The sequence below is a fragment of the Chryseobacterium sp. genome (assembly GCF_019236175.1).
Classification (GTDB): Bacteria; Bacteroidota; Bacteroidia; order Flavobacteriales; family Weeksellaceae; genus Chryseobacterium.
The window spans coordinates 153,626-171,044 of the sequence record NZ_JAFAJM010000001.1; the positions used below are offsets into that span (position 1 = coordinate 153,626).

Sequence of the window (17,419 nt, forward strand, 5' to 3'; positions counted from 1 at the left end):
ACACAAATCATCAGATATGAAAAACGTTAAAGTATTATTTCTTGCCATAAGTCTTGGAGCTGTTTTCGCTTCATGTTCTGGCGACAAAAAGAAAGGAATAGATTACAATCAGTTTAAAACAGAAGTAAAGCTTAAACCTGAGCAGGAAAAAAGCTTTGACGAGATCACAACGAAGTACCAGCAGTTACAGGAGCAGAACTTCCAGGCAGCAAAAGCTCAGGGAGGAAATATGGACCGCGTAGCTCTGGGAATCAAAAACGAAGAACTGAGAGCACAGCAATCAGTTGAAATGGCAAAAGTATTAGATGGAGTGCAGATAGAGAAATTCAACAAATTTGTTGACGAAAATTCCAGAAAAAGACCAAGATATGACAATGCTCTTCTGGAAAAGATTAAAGTTGAAGCTCAACTTTCGGAAGATGAATTCAAAGTAGTAAATGCTGCGAATGATGCATTTGAAAAAGCATTCAATGATGCACATGATGTGTACCACGGAAATAATGACTTAGCCAAAGAATATTGGGAAAAGTTCGACGGGCAGAGAAAAGCGGTAATTCAGAAAGCACTGACTCCTGAACATTTCACAAAATTCGAACAAATCGTAAAAGATATTCAGTTTAAAGGAAGAAAATAACACGCTTGTTTTCTAGTTTCTTTACACATTAAAAATCACATTTCATATCAATTTTAATTTAAAAACATTAAGATGTCCCAACCATCTTAATGTTTTTGTTATAAGCCATGAGATTATTTAAAAGCCTTTACAGGAAAAGAAGAAAAAATGAATCGGTCACGAAATACCTGATGTGGCTTATTCATCTTTGGTTGGGATTGCTGTCGAGCGGTATTGTTTTTGTGATGTGTCTTACAGGATGTTTATATGCATTCAAAAATCAGGTGATCGATTTTACAAACAGGGACAAAGTGTACATCAGTTCATCACCCGATAATGCTAAAAATCCGGACCAGATCAGGAAAGAACTTTCACAACAAAATAAAGAACTTACGTCTTTACTGATTTCTGATCAAAAAACAAAAAGCTACATAATAGGATATCGGGAAAATCTGCTGGATAAAAGCGCTTATTATAACCAATACACCGGCGAAATTCTCGGGCAGGCCGACATAGGAGCTAACCGTTTTTTTGATGTAATTCTCGATATTCACAGAAATCTGATGATGGGAAATGCCGGGCGTCAGATTGTGGGCGGATCGGTATTGGTATTTTGTGTCCTCCTGATTTCAGGGTTTGTTCTGTGGCTTCCGAAAAAAATGAAGTTCCTGAAGCAGGGACTTACCATCATGCTGAAGGCGAAGTTTCAGAGATTCAATTATGACCTTCATAATACACTTGGATTCTATGTCTTTCTGATCCTTTTCTTTATTGCGGTTACAGGATTATATGTTACCTATCCCTGGGTTAAGAATAGTCTTATTCTGAGTTTGGGAGGGAGTTCAATCAATACTATTTCCGGAGATAATGAAGAGGATGCTTTCGGAGGACTGATGGAAGATATGCTGAAAAAACAGGATGAAAAGAAAAATCTAAAAAATTCAGCTTCAATCAATACAATTCTACAGCTTGCAGATCAGCAATTGCCCTATTCTGCAATAACCGGTATTGAGTTTCCCAATAAAGACAATCCGCGATATGTGGTGATTAAAACAAACACACAAAATCTGTTGGGAATGATGCTTCCGGATGAAGTAACTTTTGATAAGACCGGAGCTTTTAAAACAAAAGAATTATTCTCTGATAAACCTCTCTATAAACAGTTCACAGCGCTGGCAAAACCTTTACATACCGGAGAGATCATGGGGTTGCCGAGTATTATTGTATATTTCCTGGTTTCTCTTGCCGGATGTTCGCTGCCGGTTACGGGCTTTTTGATCTGGTGGCACAGATTGAAGAAAATGAAGTAGAAATAGTAAAAGATACCATATCTCATTTGAAAATCAGATTTTATTAATCCTCAGCTCATGTTAATTTTATAAATTTAATAGATAAAATAACTTACGCATGGGAAATAAAAATCATAATTTATTTGAGAAATTTTCAAACTGGGCAGTAAAATTTACGGGAAGTCAGACCGCTTTTATCGGAGCTATGCTTATTGTGATCATTTGGGCAGTCACCGGGCCATTCTTTCATTATTCGGAAACATGGCAGCTGGTGATCAATACAGGAACTACCATTATTACTTTTTTAATGGTATTTCTCATTCAGAAAGCACAGAATAAAGATTCAAAGGCTATTCAAATTAAATTGAATGAGCTCTTGGCAGCTCATGAAAAAGCGAGCAACAGAATGGTGGATATTGAAGACTTAACGGAGAAGGAACTGGATCAGCTTCATTGTTATTATGAGAATCTGGCTCAGTTTGCTAAAAAAGATGCGGATATTCATACTTCGCATTCCATTGATGCAGCCCAGCGAAATCAGGATTATAAACATGAATTTTTCAAAAGAAAACATGAAGAGTGGTTACAAAAACAGGGACAGAAAAATGAATAAGCTTTTTTATTTAAAATTTTTCTTTAAAATAAATTTATACGTTTAAAATTTTAATTAATCACATATTTTTAAGAGGGTTTTAAGTAAAATAATAACAATTTTGCCGTTTTCAGTTGATTTGGTTCGGTGGAAGTGTAATTTTGTTATACAGAATATATCAATATGAAAATAAAATTATTAGGTTTGCCATTGGTATTGTTACCGGCAATACTCAATGCACAATGGAGTAAGACTTTGCCCAAAAGGGACACCGGAAAGAAAAATGATCATGCGGTCTATTACAGACTTGATATTGACCAGATGAGAACGCAGCTGCTAAGGACTTCAAAAGTGGGCGAAGGCTCTGCAATTACAATCAGAATTCCTACACTGGACGGAAAAGTGGAACGGTTTGCAGTAAGCAGTTTTCCGGTAATGGATGAAACCCTGGCAAAGCAGTATGAGCTGGGATCTTATGTTGGTGCGGGTATTGATGATCCCTCAAAATATATCAGATTCAGTGTGGCTCCTAATGATTTTCAATCCATGATTATCGGCAGTGAAGGTAAATATGAATTTATTGAATCTGTCGCCGGTGATAAAGGACAATACCGGGTACACGGGAAGACCAGCCGAAACGGCCATGCTTTTGTCTGCAGTACCCATGAAGGAAAAGATGCTGTAGATCAAATGAAGGAAATGCAGAACTATTCAGACAGAACAGCCTTTACCAGAAGAAGTGGAAATCAGAGGTTCCAGACTTTAAGGCTTGCCCTTTCTACCACAGGAGAATATACACAGTTTTTTGGAGGACTTCAGGGAGCGCTGACTCAGATTAATGCCACGCTGACGAGAGTGAATGGTGTTTTTGAACAGGAATTCAATGTTCATGTCAATATGATCAATAATACGGAGCTTATTTTTACAGATCCTGACCACGATCCTTATAGCCTGGTCACCAGTCTCTATTCTCCGCCATCATCCTGGAATACCGAGCTGATGAATACATTGCATGGAGGATACGGAACTACAGATGCTGATTTTGATATCGGTCACTTGTTCGGAGCGAGTGGTGGAGGAGGAAATGCAGGCTGTATCGGTTGTGTCTGCAATAATAGTTTAAGTGTGGGCGGCGGAGCCAATTTTAGTTATAAAGGTTCAGGGATTACATCTCCCGGAGTAGATTATTATGCCGGCGGAAGCTGGAATTCTCAAAGCACGGCACAGCTGCCTCCAAGCGGAGATGGTTTTGATATTGATTTCGTAGCCCATGAAATGGGGCATCAGCTCGGAGATACACATACCTACAGCTATAATGATGATGCGGCAACAACTACAAAAGTAGAACCGGGTTCGGGATCTACAATCATGGGGTATGCAGGAATTACAGGAGCATCTACCGATGTCCAGAAACACTCTGAGCTCTTCTTTCATTCCGTAAGTATTGATCAGGTGCAGGCGAATCTTCTCACTGGAGCAAGAGCCAATTGCGGAACCATTACAACAATCAGTAATAATCCTCCTGTGGTAGCAGCAATGTCCACTACATATACCATTCCGAAAAGTACCGCATTTGTTTTGACAGCCAATGCAACGGATCCGGATGGAGATATTCTGACCTATTCATGGGAACAGATGAATCCTAGCAGTTTATATGGTGGTATTACCAAATTCAATATCGGAAATACAACTTCAGGGGCAAGTTTCAGATCCTGGGCTCCCACTACAAGTCCTACAAGATATTTCCCTAAGCTTTCCACCGTTTTGGATGGCTCTGTCAAAAACACTGATGATTTTGAAGCGGCAAGTACCGTGGCAAGAACGACCAATTTTAGAGTAACGGTAAGAGATAACAGACCGGGACAATCTCAGTCTGCTTATGCTACCCAAACAATTGTTGTAGGATCTGCGGCTCCGTTTACGGTGAATGTTCCTTCTCTTACCTCTGACAGAAACTCGGACATTACATGGGCTGTTTCCGGAACGAATACTGCACCTTATAATGTATCTGATGTGAAAATTGATTATACGGACGATAACGGAACCACTTGGTACAATCTGGCGGCATCTGTACCCAATACCGGAACTGCAAGTGTTTTCATTCCTGCTGCCTTAGCAGGAAAGACGATTCATGTGAGGGTATCCGCAATAGGAAATGTTTTCTATGCTGTAAATAAGACCACGGTGGCGGGAACGTTGGCAGTATCTGAATCCGGACGTATAAAAACGGTTCAGATATATCCTAATCCTGTAGATGATTTGCTGAATGTGGTTAATGCCTCTCCCAATTCATCTTATGAAATTTTTAATGCTCCGGGGCAACTGATTTCGAAAGGAACAATCGGTGACGGTACAATTACAGTGAACAATTTGGTGAAAGGAATTTATTTCATTACTATTAATAATAATGGAGAAAACATTAAAACAAAGTTTGTTAAAAAGTAAGGTTTATCAAATAATAAAAATAAAAAACCTCTGATAGGATTCAGAGGTTTTTTTATGGATGATATTATCTCATGAAGTAATTAAAATAGGTACAGCTTCCCATCAGGTTCTTTGCTGTTTCGGTATCCGAATATTGAGTTTTCAGCTGGGCAAAGTAGGTTCTGTATTTCTGGTTTCTTATCTGGTTCAGTTCCTTTTGATGAGCCTCTTCTTTTTCAGACCATTTCGGATCGTTATAATCGTAAGTCAGTTGGTTTTTGGTTTCGTACTGATAATATTTTCCTTGTTCGGCACTTGCCATCTGGAAAAGAATTCTGGCTTTATCTTCCTTATTGCCGGAAAGTGTAAGCGCCTTTTGATAATAGTTAATCGACAGGTCAAAATTATCCGGTTCAATATATGTTGTATCCAGGAAGTTCTTGTAATAATACTTGTATGGGTTTTTTCGGTCTGTATTCCAGAAGTTGTATTTTCCGCCATTGCTATTGTCGATATCCATAACGAATAGCTGTCTGTAATATCCTAAGATAGAAGTGTTGTAAAGTAAATTTCCGATAAGCTGATTCGCTTTTGCTGCTTTTTGATCAGTTCCGTTTCCGATTTTCTTGAGCTGGATCAGAATATCGGCCAGTTCAAGTTTGTTCATATTCGTTTTAATGAACGGGAAGTCAGACAGATTTTCAGGCTTCATGCTTTCGTTGTCTGAGCTCTGAAAACTTTCCCATACATTATGTCCGAAAACAAGATCGGAAATATTGTTGAACCCGTTATATTCTTTAGTCTCGTATTGCTTGGAAGTGATCTTTTGCCCGTCCTTTTCAGTCCATTCATAATTCAGTCTTGGGATTCCTGCGAAGTTTTGTGCCTTTTGATAATAAGATTTTGCCTTTTCGAAGTCTGCCTGTCTCATCGCTCTGTCACCGTAAATGGTACTGAAAAATGCATCAATATTTCCTACGTTGTCAAGATTTTTAGCAATGATTTGCTGTTCAAATTTGGTTTTGTCTGGTTTTCTGTAGAAATCTTCAACACTTTTTACAAGGCTTGAGTTCGGATTGTACTGAAGATCGGAAAGCTTATTATTCATCAGGAATGATTTTCCGTCTTCCCCCTGGAGGAAATAACGGTTCGCCAGAACATCTTTAAGGAAGTCTGCAGTAGAAGGTACTTCGCCATAATAATCAAAATTATCAGTAGTGGCTGTATCTTTTTTTACCTGTTTTTCCATGAAATATTCAGGATAATCCTTCATCAGATGATCTTCGTAAGCGGCGTCTATTTTAGGCTGGGAAACAATATCATTAAGAACTTTCATTCTTTTGATTTCTTCCAGATATTCAGGATTGGTCGTTTTGATATCGTTCAGAATTTCCGTACTGCCTTTATAATCTTTTTTCAAAAATTTAAGATAAGCATTCGCGATTTTCCAGTATTCATCCTTAGACTTATCCATTGTTTTTTCGGTGAATTTTTCCAGATCATCCAGATAATCCTGTGTCTTATCATCGTAATAATAAGCGTTTCTGTTATAGAACGGAATTCTGTCCGGATTGCTGAATAATTCATCATCACTTTGATCGGCTTTAGCTCCTTCAGCGGTCTTGTCAGAGGTTGAGCCCCCGAAAAGATTTTTAAAGAACCTTACGATTTTTTGCCAAAAAGAAAGTTTTTCCTCTTTTATTTCTGTTGTTGCCTGTGTTCCTTTTGAAGAATGGGTATCCTGTGTTGCCTTTTGAGCTGACGGATTGTTAGCCGCTGCTTCTGAAGTATAATAATAAATAGGAAGGTAACTTCTTTCCAGTTCATTGATGCTTCTTACTGCCATTACTTTCAGCATTTCGGAATCAGGATTGATGTCATACATTTTCTCCATGACCGGAATGGGGTTATTGAAATCCTGATATCCCAAAAGGAAATACGCCATGTTTTTTTCTTCATTCGTATTCGCTCTTTTCATAATATTACTGAAAGAAGCAGTATCCGAAAGCTGCATCGATACAAAAGCAGACTCCTTACGATCCCTGCTGTTCATAAAGACCTGGAAGAAATTCCAGTTGGCATCACTTTTCATATCCAGTCCTCTCTGGGCGCCGGCCAGCTGGTCCAGTGCCATAAAATAAACAGCCCCTTTCAGTTTGATGGGTTCTATATAAGTTTTAAATGCCTGTACAGCAGAATCGTAATTTCTTGTATAGTGGTTAAGACGCACCAGTTGATATCCGTAACGTTGTTTGATTTCAGGATTTCTGGCTGCATTATATAAAGATGTTAATGCTGCAATTGTTTTATGATAATCAAGTGCAGTGGCATTTTTTCTATTCTCATTCCTGTCATAATAAAATGAATTTTCACTTTCAACATAATTAATGCTCATGTAAGGTTCCAGGTACTTGGCCTCAATTAAATAATCAATTCCCTCACGGTACTTTTGGTAAAATCCGGAACCCAGTTTTTGTAAGACCGGATTGGACGTTGTTCCGGTCTTGAGTGCATTCAGATCGCTCATACTCATTTTGTAGACAAGATCATAAGCATCTGCCTGACTGAGCTGGCCATTAAAGTACTTTTTCCAGGCTTCAAGATTATCATCAGGAATTAAAGAAGCTTTATATCCGGTGTAAAACCTGGTTGAATAACTATGTAGAAAAGGGAGATAAGACTTATCCTTGATGATGCTCTGAGTGAAAAGATTAAAATATTCATAATCCGGATCAGACCAGGCACAGGCATCGGATTTCGTATAAAAAAGGGATGCGACTGCAAGTGAAAGAATATACTTTTTCATATGGAAATGGTGTTTTTAAATTTTTAAATGGGTAATAATTAAATTCCTGCAGAGATTACACGATCTGCGATGGTTTAAAATTTTCGGCCCGATACAAATTTACTATCTAATTGATAATAAATAATATTAAAATGCGGGATTTTTTTCTCAAGAAAATGAGTGACTTCTTCGAGCTGTTCCTCTGAGATTTCTTCTGTTTTTATCGTGAAACCTTTATTGAGGTAATTGCCAAAGTAAAATCCGTCTTTCATGATTTCAGCTTCGTTTTTTGAAATCTTTTTAAAATTGGGATTGTCAAGATCTTTTTCAGACAAGGCATTGATTAGTTTATGCTTTTCCAGATGATTGGTAACAATTCCCCAGGAATAGATAGGCAGTGCCACTGCAATATTTTTGACAGGATAGTCTTCCATTTTTGAAAGATAGTTTTTCAGTACACTGATGTCCAGTATTGAATTTTTATCCGATTTTTCCAATGGAGAAGAAGTGGAGTAGCACATAAGATATACTTTTTCTACCGGTGGAATGCCCGTTTGTTTTTTATCTTTAACCTGATGAAGCCGCAGAGTACAGGTGATGTTTTTTCCGGAAACTCTTTTCAGCTCTTTCAGGAATTTAAAATAATCATCCCGCGTACCGGCGGTCCAGTCACAGTCAATCTGAATCTCATTATTGGTTTTAAAATGGTATTCATTAATTTTCTTTTGAAGCAGATGATGAATACTTTTGGCAAGAAACTTAATCTCTTCCGGATTTATATTCAATAAAGTCTGATTGGTAATAAAAACCGTAGGAATAATCTGTTTACTGGTCTCAAAACTTTTGTCTCTGGTAATAACAGCCACCGGCTGAAATTTGTCATCAGCTTTATCCACGTCAAAAAATCGGGTATACAAATAAGGTACGCTAGCCTGGTCTAATGTTTTCTTCTCCTCCCGGGTAAGCTTCAGGTTGGTTTTCCAGTAATAGAATGTATAAGGATGATCTTCTTTTTTACTGCAGGAAGTAATAAACAATAAAACCCCTAAAATCTTTAGTAGTTTCATACTGTAGTGTACATAATTAATTCTTCAAAAATAAAGATATTTATACAAACGGCGCACCGTAAAATCACGGGGATTGGTTGTTGCATCAGTTTTTTATAGATTGCTGATGGAATAATCTGATTTTCTTATTACGAAAAAACCACTTCCGGGGGAAGTGGTTTTTGATTTCGTCAAGTTGTGCATTAAAACACTGTCATCGCAAGCTGAATCCTTGCAAATTTATTAGATGGGTTCCACATGGCCATCATATAAACAGGAAGGCTGTAATGCTCTGTAATTTTAATAACTTTTCCTGCTTTTACTCCTACATTGACAATGTCAAAGCTGTTTTTACCATTTCCATAAAGGAAGGTTCTGTCATTAAGTGCAAATCCGGCTCCTACAAAAGCGTCCAGGTTTACTTTTTGATCTTTGATTACCGGATAACTTGCCTGAACGTAGGTAGAGTATCTGTTTTTCTTATAACTTCCGTCCGGTTCCAGAATAACTTCTCCTGCATTGGCTCCTCCATAGAGCATAATGTCTGCTTCAATATTAATAGGGAAAGAAGGGCCGAAAGTATAATTGGTTCTTAGATCAATAATATGGGCGGTTCTTCTTTGTGAATAACTGAAGATATCATCTGCCGCCACAGCCGTGTTGATATTTCTGGAGTTGTAGAGATCCCATAATCCGATATACAGACGTCCGTCAGAATACTGAACGTAATAATTAATTTCTTTATAATGGGTATTATCTTTATCGTCGGCTAAGGCTGATGCTCCCCAGATTCCTACTTTCCATTTCTTTTCTGCATCCAGTGCATACGAAAGGTTTCCCATAACAACAGGTTTATCCGTAATAATTAACCCTCTCCATAAATGGTTGTTCTGGATGTTAGCTGTAAAATCAAGTCTGCTTTCCTTGGTCTCAGTGGTTTCCTGAGAGAATAATCTTCCTGTTCCCAGAGCAAGCAGAAAGATGGCTTTTAAAATTCTCATCATTGGTATTGTTTATGTTAAGAGTCCATATAAAACAGCGGCTAAAACAGCTCCGATCACTGGTCCCGCTACTGGTATCCAGGAATAGCTCCAGTCACTGCCTCCTTTCACAGGGAGAATTGCATGCATAATTCTTGGAGCAAGATCTCTTGCCGGATTTATCGCATATCCTGTGGTTCCACCCAGTGACAGGCCTATAGCCCATACAAGAAACGTAACGGGAATTGCACCTACGGAACCTAATCCTACTTTGGCAGTCGGATCAGTATGGATCGAAATACTTGGATCTGAGAAATGGAAAATAACAAAAACAAGTACAAACGTTCCTATAATCTCACTGATAAGATTTGAAGAGGTCTTTCTGATGGCCGGTGCTGTACAGAAACAGGCAAGCATTCCCGGCTCGTCTTCGGTGATGGCGAAATGATCTTTATGGAAAAGCCATACCAGAAATGCACCAAGCATTCCTCCGATCATCTGCGCTGCGATATACGAAGGAACCAGATCCCAGGAAAACTTTCCTGCAGTGGCAAGTCCGATCGTAACTGCCGGGTTCAGGTGTGCACCACTTACAGGGCCTGCAACGGTAACACCAATGAAAACGGCTAATGCCCATGCGGTGGTAATTACAATCCAGCCGGAGTTATTTCCTTTTGTTCCTTTCAGAACAACATTGGCTACAACGCCGTTGCCTAGTAATACCAGGAGCATTGTGCCTATTAATTCTGCGATAAATGGGGTCATATGAGTTTTTTTAAGGTCAGGGAATTAATCTTCTATCCAGTTTTGTGCACGTGATACGGCTCTTTGCCAGGAGTGTACCATTTTATCAACGTGTTCTTTTTCCAATTGAGGATGGAAATCTTTGTCTACAATCCATTGAGCCTGTATTTCATCAATGCTTTTCCAGTATCCCACGGCAAGACCGGCAAGGTAAGCGGCTCCAAGAGCGGTGGTTTCCAGGGTTTTCGGTCTGGTTATTTTAAACCCGAATAAATCGGACTGGATTTGCATTAATAAATTACTCGCTGAAGCACCTCCGTCTACTCTTAATTCAAGGCTGGCTCTTCCGGAATCTGCTTCCATAGCTTTTACAATATCATAAACCTGAAATGCAATTCCTTCGAGTGTTGCTCTTGCAATGTGAGCATCAGTAGTTCCTCTGGTGATCCCGACAATAGTTCCTCTCGCGTATTGGTCCCAATGCGGTGCGCCTAATCCGGTAAGGGCCGGAACAAAGTAGACTCCTCCGTTATTCTCAACAGAAGCTGCCAAATCATTTACTTCTTCTGATGAATGAATGAGTTTAAGACCATCTCTCAGCCATTGGATAGCGGCTCCTCCCACGAATACACTGCCTTCAAGGGCGTAATTTACTTCTCCGTTAATCTTCCAGGCTACCGTTGTAAGCAGGTTGTTCTTAGAAGAAACGGCTTCTTTTCCTGTATTCATTAATAAGAAGCATCCTGTTCCGTAAGTGTTTTTTACCATTCCGGGTGACGTACACATCTGTCCGAATAAAGCGGCCTGCTGGTCTCCGGCAATCCCCGCGATAGGGATTTTGGTAGAGAATAAAGTAGTGGCTGTTTCTCCATATACTTCGCTGCTTTGTTTTACTTCAGGAAGAATGGCTTCAGGAATGTTGAAGAGTTTCAACAGATCGTTGTCCCATTCCAGCGTGTGGATATTCAGAAGCATCGTTCTGCTGGCGTTGGATACATCAGTGATAAACATTTTTCCACGCGTTAGCTTCCAGATAAGCCATGTATCTACGGTTCCGAAACATAATTTTCCGGCTTCAGCTTTTTCTCTTGCCCCTTTTATGTTATCCAGGATCCATTTTAATTTAGTTGCGGAGAAGTAAGCGTCTAGTACAAGTCCTGTTTTGTTTCTGATTGTTTCGGCGTGGCCCTGCTCCTTCAGTTCATCACAATACTTGGAGGTCCTGCGGTCCTGCCATACGATGGCATTGTAAATCGGGTCACCGGTTTCTTTGTCCCAGACTATAGTCGTTTCACGCTGGTTGGTAATACCAATGGCAGCTACTTCCAGTCCGGAGATTCCTGCTTTGGCAATAACTTCTGCTGCTACGGAGATTTGTGATGACCAGATTTCATTCGGATCATGCTCTACCCAACCCGGAGTAGGGAAGATTTGTCTGAAGTCTTTCTGAGATACATATTTTATTTCTCCACTGTGATTGAATAGAATCGCTCTGGAGGAAGTTGTTCCCTGGTCGAGAGCGAGGATTAATTTTTCATTCATGTAGTCTGATTAAATTAGGTTAATAACTTTAGGCGAATAAGGAGTCAGTAAATATCCTTTCGCCAACTCGATGAATTCATTTTCTTGTTGTTGTGCCCATTCTTCAGGATGTCCTTTTTCCTCAGCAATGATTCTGGAAACGGCGTGGGTGCTGTCGATAGCTGCTCTTGCGTCCAGGAATAATAAGCGGACTCTTCTTGCTAAAACATCTTCAATGGTTTCTGCCATTTCATGTCTTACAGCCCATACTACTTCTGCAACGGTAAAAGGATGATCCGGATGGATTTTTTGTAAATATTTAGGATTGCTGTCTTGTAGAGCTTTTATAGCCGGAATATCCGATCCGTACACATACAGGTGATTGCTTCTGTCTACCTGCTCGGGTTTTACATTCCCATGAATAGATAAATGTTCTGTTTTAGATGTAGTGTTTCCGAGTTTATGCACTTTCATGGCTTCGTCTACCGTGTCCTCTGCCATTTTACGATAAGTCGTCCATTTTCCTCCTATAATAGAAATTAATCCCGTATCCGAAGCAATCACTTTGTGGCTTCTGGAAACCTCTTTTGTACTTTTGCTTCCGTCTTTAGGAGCCGCAAGAGGGCGAAGTCCGGCGAATACAGATTTTACATCTTCACGGGTAGGTTTTTTAGCCAGGTATTGTCTGGCTGTATTTAAAACAAAATTGATCTCTTCTTCTAATGCACGGGGTTCAAAACTTTCGCTTTCCAAAAGGGTATCGGTAGTTCCTACCAGTGCTCTGTCATGCCATGGGACGACAAATAAAACCCTTCCGTCCGATGTTTTAGGAATCATGATGGCATCATCACTCTTCAGGAAAGATTTATCTAATACCAAATGAATTCCCTGGCTTGGTACAACAAGTTTACCATGCTTAGGATTGTTCATATTCAGAATGTCATTCGTGAATACTCCTGTGGCATTGATGACCACTTTACCATGAATCTGATATTGCTGTTTGGAAAACTGGTCTTCTGCAATCACGCCAATTACTTTATCGGATTTGTCTTTCAGAAGATTAACCACCTTGACATAATTCACGGCACTTCCACCTTTTTCAATGATCGTTTGAGTTAAGTTGACCGCAAGTCTTGCGTCATCAAACTGACCATCCTGGTAAACCACTCCGCTTGCCAGATGATTCTGTTCTATAGTCGGAAGTTTTTCGATTGTTTTGGCTTTGCTGATGTATTTTGTTTTACCCAGACTTAATTTTCCGGCAAGGAAATCATACACAGATAATCCTATTTTATAATAGATTCCTCCCCACCAGGTGTAATTAGGAATAATAAAAGATTGATTTTTTACAATATGTGCTGCATTTTTTGCTAATAAACCTCTTTCCTTTAATGCTTCTTTTACCAATCCGACATCTCCCTGGGCAAGATATCTTACTCCACCATGTACTAATTTTGTACTTCTGCTGGAAGTTGCTTTTGCAAAGTCATGAGATTCAAGTAGTAATGTTTTGAATCCCCTGCTCACGGCATCTAATGCTGAGCCTAAACCACTGGCTCCTCCTCCTATGACTATAAAGTCCCATTCCTTTACATTGGTTAACTGACTGAGTTCTTCGTTTCGTTTCATAAATGTTTCGTTTATGTTTCGTTTTCAAATATATAAATTAAAAATGAAAGCAAAAAGAAAATAAATGAAATTTTATGGTCTGAAAAAAAAACGTTAATTTTGGTGAAACGAATAAAATGGAGAAGTTAATCCCAAGGCATGATGAAATATTAAAAGAACTGAATGAGAAAGGTCATGTTCTTGTTCAGGATTTATGTGAAAAGTTTAATGTGTCTTCGGTTACGATTCGAAAGGATTTGAACTATCTCGAAAGTTTAGGGCTTCTTTTCCGTAATCATGGCGGAGCAAGTAAGCAGGTAAGGTATGCTTATGAGAAGAATGTAGGAGAGAAGGAGAATATCAATGTGGAAGCTAAACAGGCAATTGCAAAGGCTGCGCTGCCATTGATTCAGGAAAATGATTGTATTATTCTGGCTTCCGGAACTACGATGCATTATCTGGCAAGAATGTTGGTGAACTTTGGCCCGCTTACCGTACTGACGTCTTCTTTAAGAGTGGCGATTGAGCTTTGCAATAATCCTAATATTAATATTATTCAACTGGGAGGCGAGGTTCGGAAGAGCTCTACTTCTATAGTAGGATCTATTTCAGAAGGGATACTGAAGCAGTTTTCCTGTAATAAACTTTTTCTGGGGGTGGACGGAATTGATCCTGAATTCGGAATCAGTACATCCAATGCTGCGGAAGCTCATCTTAATCAGGTGATGATTGAATGTGCTGATCAGACTGTAATTCTTGCAGATTCCTCCAAGCTTAATAAGAAAGGCTTCGGTAAAATTGCTTCACTGGATCATATTGATTATCTGATTACAGATAGCGGTATTTCTGATGAAGACAGAGCCGGATTGGAAGAGGTGGGGGTAAATGTTATGGTGTAAGCAGACTTCTTCTTGATTTCTTTTTAAAAATCAAAATAATTCTTAGGGAAATTCATTCTGAATTTTTTCAAAATCATCTAATTGATTAAAAATCAAAATATTTTAGTTGAAATATTTGTCGGTTACAAAATTATTCGTAGATTTGCACACTCATTTTAGGGGCGTAGTATGCCTATATCAAAAGTAGAAATTGCTTCAGACTTCCGAAAAATGGGAAAAATAAAGGATAAATTTTATTATAATATAAACAATGTCAGGTATTATTGGTAAAAAAATCGGTATGACATCTTTGTTTAACGAAGAAGGGAAAAACATTCCTTGTACAGTTATTCAAGCTGGTCCATGCTCGGTTTTACAGGTCAGAACCTTAGAAAAAGACGGTTATAAAGCTGTTCAATTAGGTTTCGATGACAAGAGTGAGAAGAACGTTGGTAAAGCGTTAGCTGGTCATTTTAAAAAGGCTGGTTCTGCTCCTAAAGCTAAATTAGTAGAATTCTACAGAGAATTCGTTGATGAAGTAAAAGTAGGAGAAGAAGTGAAAGTTGATTTATTCACTGAAGGTGAGTATGTTGACGTAACAGGAACTTCAAAAGGTAAAGGCTTCCAGGGTGTTGTTAAAAGACACGGATTTGGAGGTGTAATGCAGGCAACTCATGGTCAGCACAACAGACTTAGAGCTCCAGGTTCTATCGGTGCTGGTTCAGACCCTTCAAGAGTATTCAAAGGGATGAGAATGGCTGGAAGAATGGGAGGTAAGCAGGTAACTGTTCAAAACCTTCAAGTGTTAAAAGTTGATCAAGAACAAAATCTTTTAGTAGTAAAAGGTGCTGTTCCGGGAGCTAAAAATTCTTATGTAATTATCAGAAAATGGAACTAGTAGTATTAAATACATCAGGAAAAGAGACCGGAAGAAAAGTAACTCTAGACGAAACAGTATTCGGAATTGAGCCAAATCAGCACGCGGTTTACTTAGAAGTTAAACAGTATCTTGCTGCTCAAAGACAGGGTACTCATAAAGCAAAAGAGAGAAGCGAAATTACGGCTTCTACTAAAAAGCTTAAGAAGCAAAAAGGATCAGGATCTGCTAGATACGGTGATATCAAATCTCCAGTATTCAGAGGTGGAGGTAGAGTATTCGGACCAAAACCAAGAGACTACAGATTCAAATTGAACAAAGCTCTTAAGAGATTGGCTAAGAAATCTGTTTTATCTCAGAAAATGAGAGATAACAGCATTAAAGTTTTAGAAGATTTGAGCTTTGGTGCTCCTAAGACTAAAGATTTCATCAATGTATTAAACGCATTGGAACTTAACGGTAAAAAATCTTTATTCGTTCTTCCTGAAGCTAACAAGAATGTGTATTTATCTTCAAGAAACTTACCTAAAACTAAAGTGATGAACTTCAACGAGATCAGTTCTTACGATTTAGTAAATGCAGGTGAAATCATTTTCTTAGAAGGTGCAGTTGAAAAATTCCAGGAAAATTTAAAGAAATAAGTCATGTCAGTTATTATTAAACCAGTTATTTCAGAAAAGGCTAATTACCTTACAGATTTGAGAGGTTCTTATTCTTTCTTAGTTAATCCTAAGGCGAATAAAATCGAGATCAAAAAGGCTGTTGAAGCAGCTTACGGTGTAAAAGTAGCAGACGTTAACACAATGATTTATGCTCCGAAGGTTTCTTCAAAATACACTAAAAAAGGTCTTCAAGTAGGAAAGACAAACAAATTGAAAAAAGCGGTAATCAAACTTGCTGAAGGTGAGGTTATCGATATTTTTGCTGTAAATTAATTATTAATTATAAATAATAGTAATGTCTGTTAGAAAATTAAAACCTATCACCCCGGGACAGAGATTCAGAATTGTAAACAATTTTGAGGAAATTACTACCAACAAACCAGAGAAATCTCTAACAGTTGGTATTAAAAAGTCAGGTGGACGTAACCAAACAGGTAAAATGACCATGCGTTACACCGGAGGTGGACACAAAAAGAAATACAGAATTATTGACTTCAAAAGAAACAAAGCAAACGTTGAAGCCACTGTAAAATCTGTAGAATACGATCCAAACAGAACTGCATTTATCGCTTTACTAGAGTATGCTGACGGAGAGAAGAGATATATCATCGCTCCAAACGGTATCAAAGTTGATCAGAAAGTAATTTCTGGTGATAGCGTAGAACCAAATGTAGGGAACGCAATGAAGTTGAAAAACATTCCATTAGGTACTGTGATTTCTTGTGTTGAAATGAAGCCTGGTCAAGGTGCAATTTTAGCAAGAAGTGCTGGTTCTTCAGCTCAATTAACGTCTAGAGATGGTAAATATGCAATCATTAAATTGCCTTCAGGAGAATCAAGAATGATCCTTACTGAATGTTATGCAATGATTGGATCAGTTTCCAACTCAGACCACCAATTAACTGTATCAGGTAAGGCTGGTAGAAGCAGATGGTTAGGTAGAAGACCAAGAACAAGAGCGGTTGTAATGAACCCAGTAGATCACCCAATGGGTGGTGGTGAAGGACGTTCTTCAGGAGGTCACCCAAGATCTAGAAACGGTAAACCGGCTAAAGGTTACAAAACTAGAAAGAAAAACAAAGTGTCTAACCGTTACATCGTATCTAAAAGAAAATAATTATGGCAAGATCACTTAAGAAAGGACCGTTCATTCATCATACTTTAGATAAGAAGGTTCAGGCAAATATAGAGTCTGGTAAGAAGACAGTTATCAAAACTTGGTCTAGAGCATCGATGATCTCTCCGGACTTCGTAGGACAAACTATTGCTGTACACAACGGGAAATCATTTATCCCTGTATATGTTACAGAAAACATGGTTGGTCACAAGTTAGGCGAATTTTCTCCAACAAGATCTTTCAGAGGTCATGGTGGTAACAAAAACAAAGGAAGCAGATAATC

The 17,419-nt window shown here is 38.6% G+C and carries 16 protein-coding genes; 10 read left to right on the forward strand and 6 right to left on the reverse strand.

What is annotated here, in order from left to right; all coding sequences use genetic code 11:
• Window positions 1-16 precede the first annotated feature (16 nt).
• The 4 genes from JO178_RS00660 to JO178_RS00675 all read left to right on the forward strand — a co-directional run bounded on the left by JO178_RS00660 (window position 17) and on the right by JO178_RS00675 (window position 4,939).
• Window positions 17-634: a hypothetical protein gene (locus JO178_RS00660; protein ID WP_291930379.1), complete on the forward strand. Its 618-nt coding sequence runs from the start codon at window positions 17-19 to the stop codon at window positions 632-634.
• Between the two features lie 107 nt (window positions 635-741).
• On the forward strand, window positions 742-1,923 hold the full coding sequence (locus tag JO178_RS00665) for a PepSY-associated TM helix domain-containing protein (protein WP_291930381.1): 1,182 nt from the start codon (window positions 742-744) through the stop codon (window positions 1,921-1,923).
• Between the two features lie 97 nt (window positions 1,924-2,020).
• Entirely contained in the window at window positions 2,021-2,515 is a 495-nt protein-coding gene (locus JO178_RS00670) for a low affinity iron permease family protein (RefSeq protein ID WP_291930383.1), read from the forward strand.
• Window positions 2,516-2,677: 162 nt separating this feature from the next.
• On the forward strand, window positions 2,678-4,939 hold the full coding sequence (locus JO178_RS00675) for a reprolysin-like metallopeptidase (RefSeq protein WP_291930386.1): 2,262 nt from the start codon (window positions 2,678-2,680) through the stop codon (window positions 4,937-4,939).
• Window positions 4,940-5,003: 64 nt separating this feature from the next.
• Here the strand turns inward: JO178_RS00675 and JO178_RS00680 are convergent, their stop codons facing one another.
• The 6 genes from JO178_RS00680 to JO178_RS00705 all read right to left on the reverse strand — a co-directional run bounded on the left by JO178_RS00680 (window position 5,004) and on the right by JO178_RS00705 (window position 13,623).
• A complete protein-coding gene (locus JO178_RS00680; RefSeq protein ID WP_291930388.1) occupies window positions 5,004-7,724 on the reverse strand; it encodes a hypothetical protein in 2,721 nt (906 codons plus the stop codon).
• A gap of 74 nt (window positions 7,725-7,798) precedes the next feature.
• Window positions 7,799-8,770: a hypothetical protein gene (locus JO178_RS00685; protein ID WP_291930390.1), complete on the reverse strand. Its 972-nt coding sequence runs from the start codon at window positions 8,768-8,770 to the stop codon at window positions 7,799-7,801.
• Between the two features lie 182 nt (window positions 8,771-8,952).
• Window positions 8,953-9,753, reverse strand: coding sequence for a hypothetical protein (locus JO178_RS00690; protein WP_291930394.1), 801 nt, complete (start codon window positions 9,751-9,753; stop codon window positions 8,953-8,955).
• 9 nt (window positions 9,754-9,762) lie between these two features.
• Complete coding sequence (locus JO178_RS00695) at window positions 9,763-10,494, reverse strand: MIP/aquaporin family protein (protein WP_291930396.1); 732 nt, start codon at window positions 10,492-10,494, stop codon at window positions 9,763-9,765.
• 24 nt (window positions 10,495-10,518) lie between these two features.
• Window positions 10,519-12,015: a glycerol kinase GlpK gene (gene glpK, locus JO178_RS00700; protein ID WP_291930398.1), complete on the reverse strand. Its 1,497-nt coding sequence runs from the start codon at window positions 12,013-12,015 to the stop codon at window positions 10,519-10,521.
• A 9-nt stretch (window positions 12,016-12,024) separates the two neighbouring features.
• A complete protein-coding gene (locus tag JO178_RS00705) occupies window positions 12,025-13,623 on the reverse strand; it encodes a glycerol-3-phosphate dehydrogenase/oxidase (RefSeq protein ID WP_291930400.1) in 1,599 nt (532 codons plus the stop codon).
• A 116-nt stretch (window positions 13,624-13,739) separates the two neighbouring features.
• Between JO178_RS00705 and JO178_RS00710 the strand changes: the two genes are divergently transcribed.
• From JO178_RS00710 to rpsS, 6 genes are all read left to right on the forward strand, one after another.
• Entirely contained in the window at window positions 13,740-14,501 is a 762-nt protein-coding gene (locus JO178_RS00710; protein WP_291930402.1) for a DeoR/GlpR family DNA-binding transcription regulator, read from the forward strand.
• Window positions 14,502-14,751: 250 nt separating this feature from the next.
• The gene (gene rplC / locus JO178_RS00715; RefSeq protein WP_050020602.1) at window positions 14,752-15,378 is read left to right on the forward strand and encodes a 50S ribosomal protein L3; all 627 of its coding nucleotides are present in this window, start codon (window positions 14,752-14,754) and stop codon (window positions 15,376-15,378) included.
• The gene (rplD, locus tag JO178_RS00720) at window positions 15,369-15,998 is read left to right on the forward strand and encodes a 50S ribosomal protein L4 (RefSeq protein WP_065400321.1); all 630 of its coding nucleotides are present in this window, start codon (window positions 15,369-15,371) and stop codon (window positions 15,996-15,998) included. Before rplC ends, rplD begins: the two co-directional genes overlap by 10 nt.
• Before the next feature lie 3 nt (window positions 15,999-16,001).
• The gene (gene rplW / locus JO178_RS00725; RefSeq protein WP_002983204.1) at window positions 16,002-16,292 is read left to right on the forward strand and encodes a 50S ribosomal protein L23; all 291 of its coding nucleotides are present in this window, start codon (window positions 16,002-16,004) and stop codon (window positions 16,290-16,292) included.
• 22 nt (window positions 16,293-16,314) lie between these two features.
• Window positions 16,315-17,136 (forward strand): 50S ribosomal protein L2, encoded by an 822-nt coding sequence (rplB, locus tag JO178_RS00730; RefSeq protein ID WP_101238445.1) that lies wholly within the window; start codon window positions 16,315-16,317, stop codon window positions 17,134-17,136.
• Window positions 17,137-17,138: 2 nt separating this feature from the next.
• Window positions 17,139-17,417: a 30S ribosomal protein S19 gene (gene rpsS, locus JO178_RS00735; protein ID WP_002983209.1), complete on the forward strand. Its 279-nt coding sequence runs from the start codon at window positions 17,139-17,141 to the stop codon at window positions 17,415-17,417.
• The last annotated feature ends 2 nt before the right edge of the window (window positions 17,418-17,419 follow it).

Coding starts and splice junctions, on each gene's coding strand:
- JO178_RS00690 (WP_291930394.1), bottom strand. CDS start 9,753: ATGATGAGAATTTTAAAAGCCATCTTTCTGCTTGCTCTGGGAACAGGA.
- JO178_RS00710 (WP_291930402.1), top strand. CDS start 13,740: ATGGAGAAGTTAATCCCAAGGCATGATGAAATATTAAAAGAACTGAAT.
- JO178_RS00660 (WP_291930379.1), top strand. CDS start 17: ATGAAAAACGTTAAAGTATTATTTCTTGCCATAAGTCTTGGAGCTGTT.
- rpsS (WP_002983209.1), top strand. CDS start 17,139: ATGGCAAGATCACTTAAGAAAGGACCGTTCATTCATCATACTTTAGAT.
- JO178_RS00680 (WP_291930388.1), bottom strand. CDS start 7,724: ATGAAAAAGTATATTCTTTCACTTGCAGTCGCATCCCTTTTTTATACG.
- rplD (WP_065400321.1), top strand. CDS start 15,369: ATGGAACTAGTAGTATTAAATACATCAGGAAAAGAGACCGGAAGAAAA.
- JO178_RS00670 (WP_291930383.1), top strand. CDS start 2,021: ATGGGAAATAAAAATCATAATTTATTTGAGAAATTTTCAAACTGGGCA.
- JO178_RS00665 (WP_291930381.1), top strand. CDS start 742: ATGAGATTATTTAAAAGCCTTTACAGGAAAAGAAGAAAAAATGAATCG.
- glpK (WP_291930398.1), bottom strand. CDS start 12,015: ATGAATGAAAAATTAATCCTCGCTCTCGACCAGGGAACAACTTCCTCC.
- JO178_RS00675 (WP_291930386.1), top strand. CDS start 2,678: ATGAAAATAAAATTATTAGGTTTGCCATTGGTATTGTTACCGGCAATA.
- rplB (WP_101238445.1), top strand. CDS start 16,315: ATGTCTGTTAGAAAATTAAAACCTATCACCCCGGGACAGAGATTCAGA.
- JO178_RS00695 (WP_291930396.1), bottom strand. CDS start 10,494: ATGACCCCATTTATCGCAGAATTAATAGGCACAATGCTCCTGGTATTA.
- JO178_RS00705 (WP_291930400.1), bottom strand. CDS start 13,623: ATGAAACGAAACGAAGAACTCAGTCAGTTAACCAATGTAAAGGAATGG.
- JO178_RS00685 (WP_291930390.1), bottom strand. CDS start 8,770: ATGAAACTACTAAAGATTTTAGGGGTTTTATTGTTTATTACTTCCTGC.
- rplW (WP_002983204.1), top strand. CDS start 16,002: ATGTCAGTTATTATTAAACCAGTTATTTCAGAAAAGGCTAATTACCTT.
- rplC (WP_050020602.1), top strand. CDS start 14,752: ATGTCAGGTATTATTGGTAAAAAAATCGGTATGACATCTTTGTTTAAC.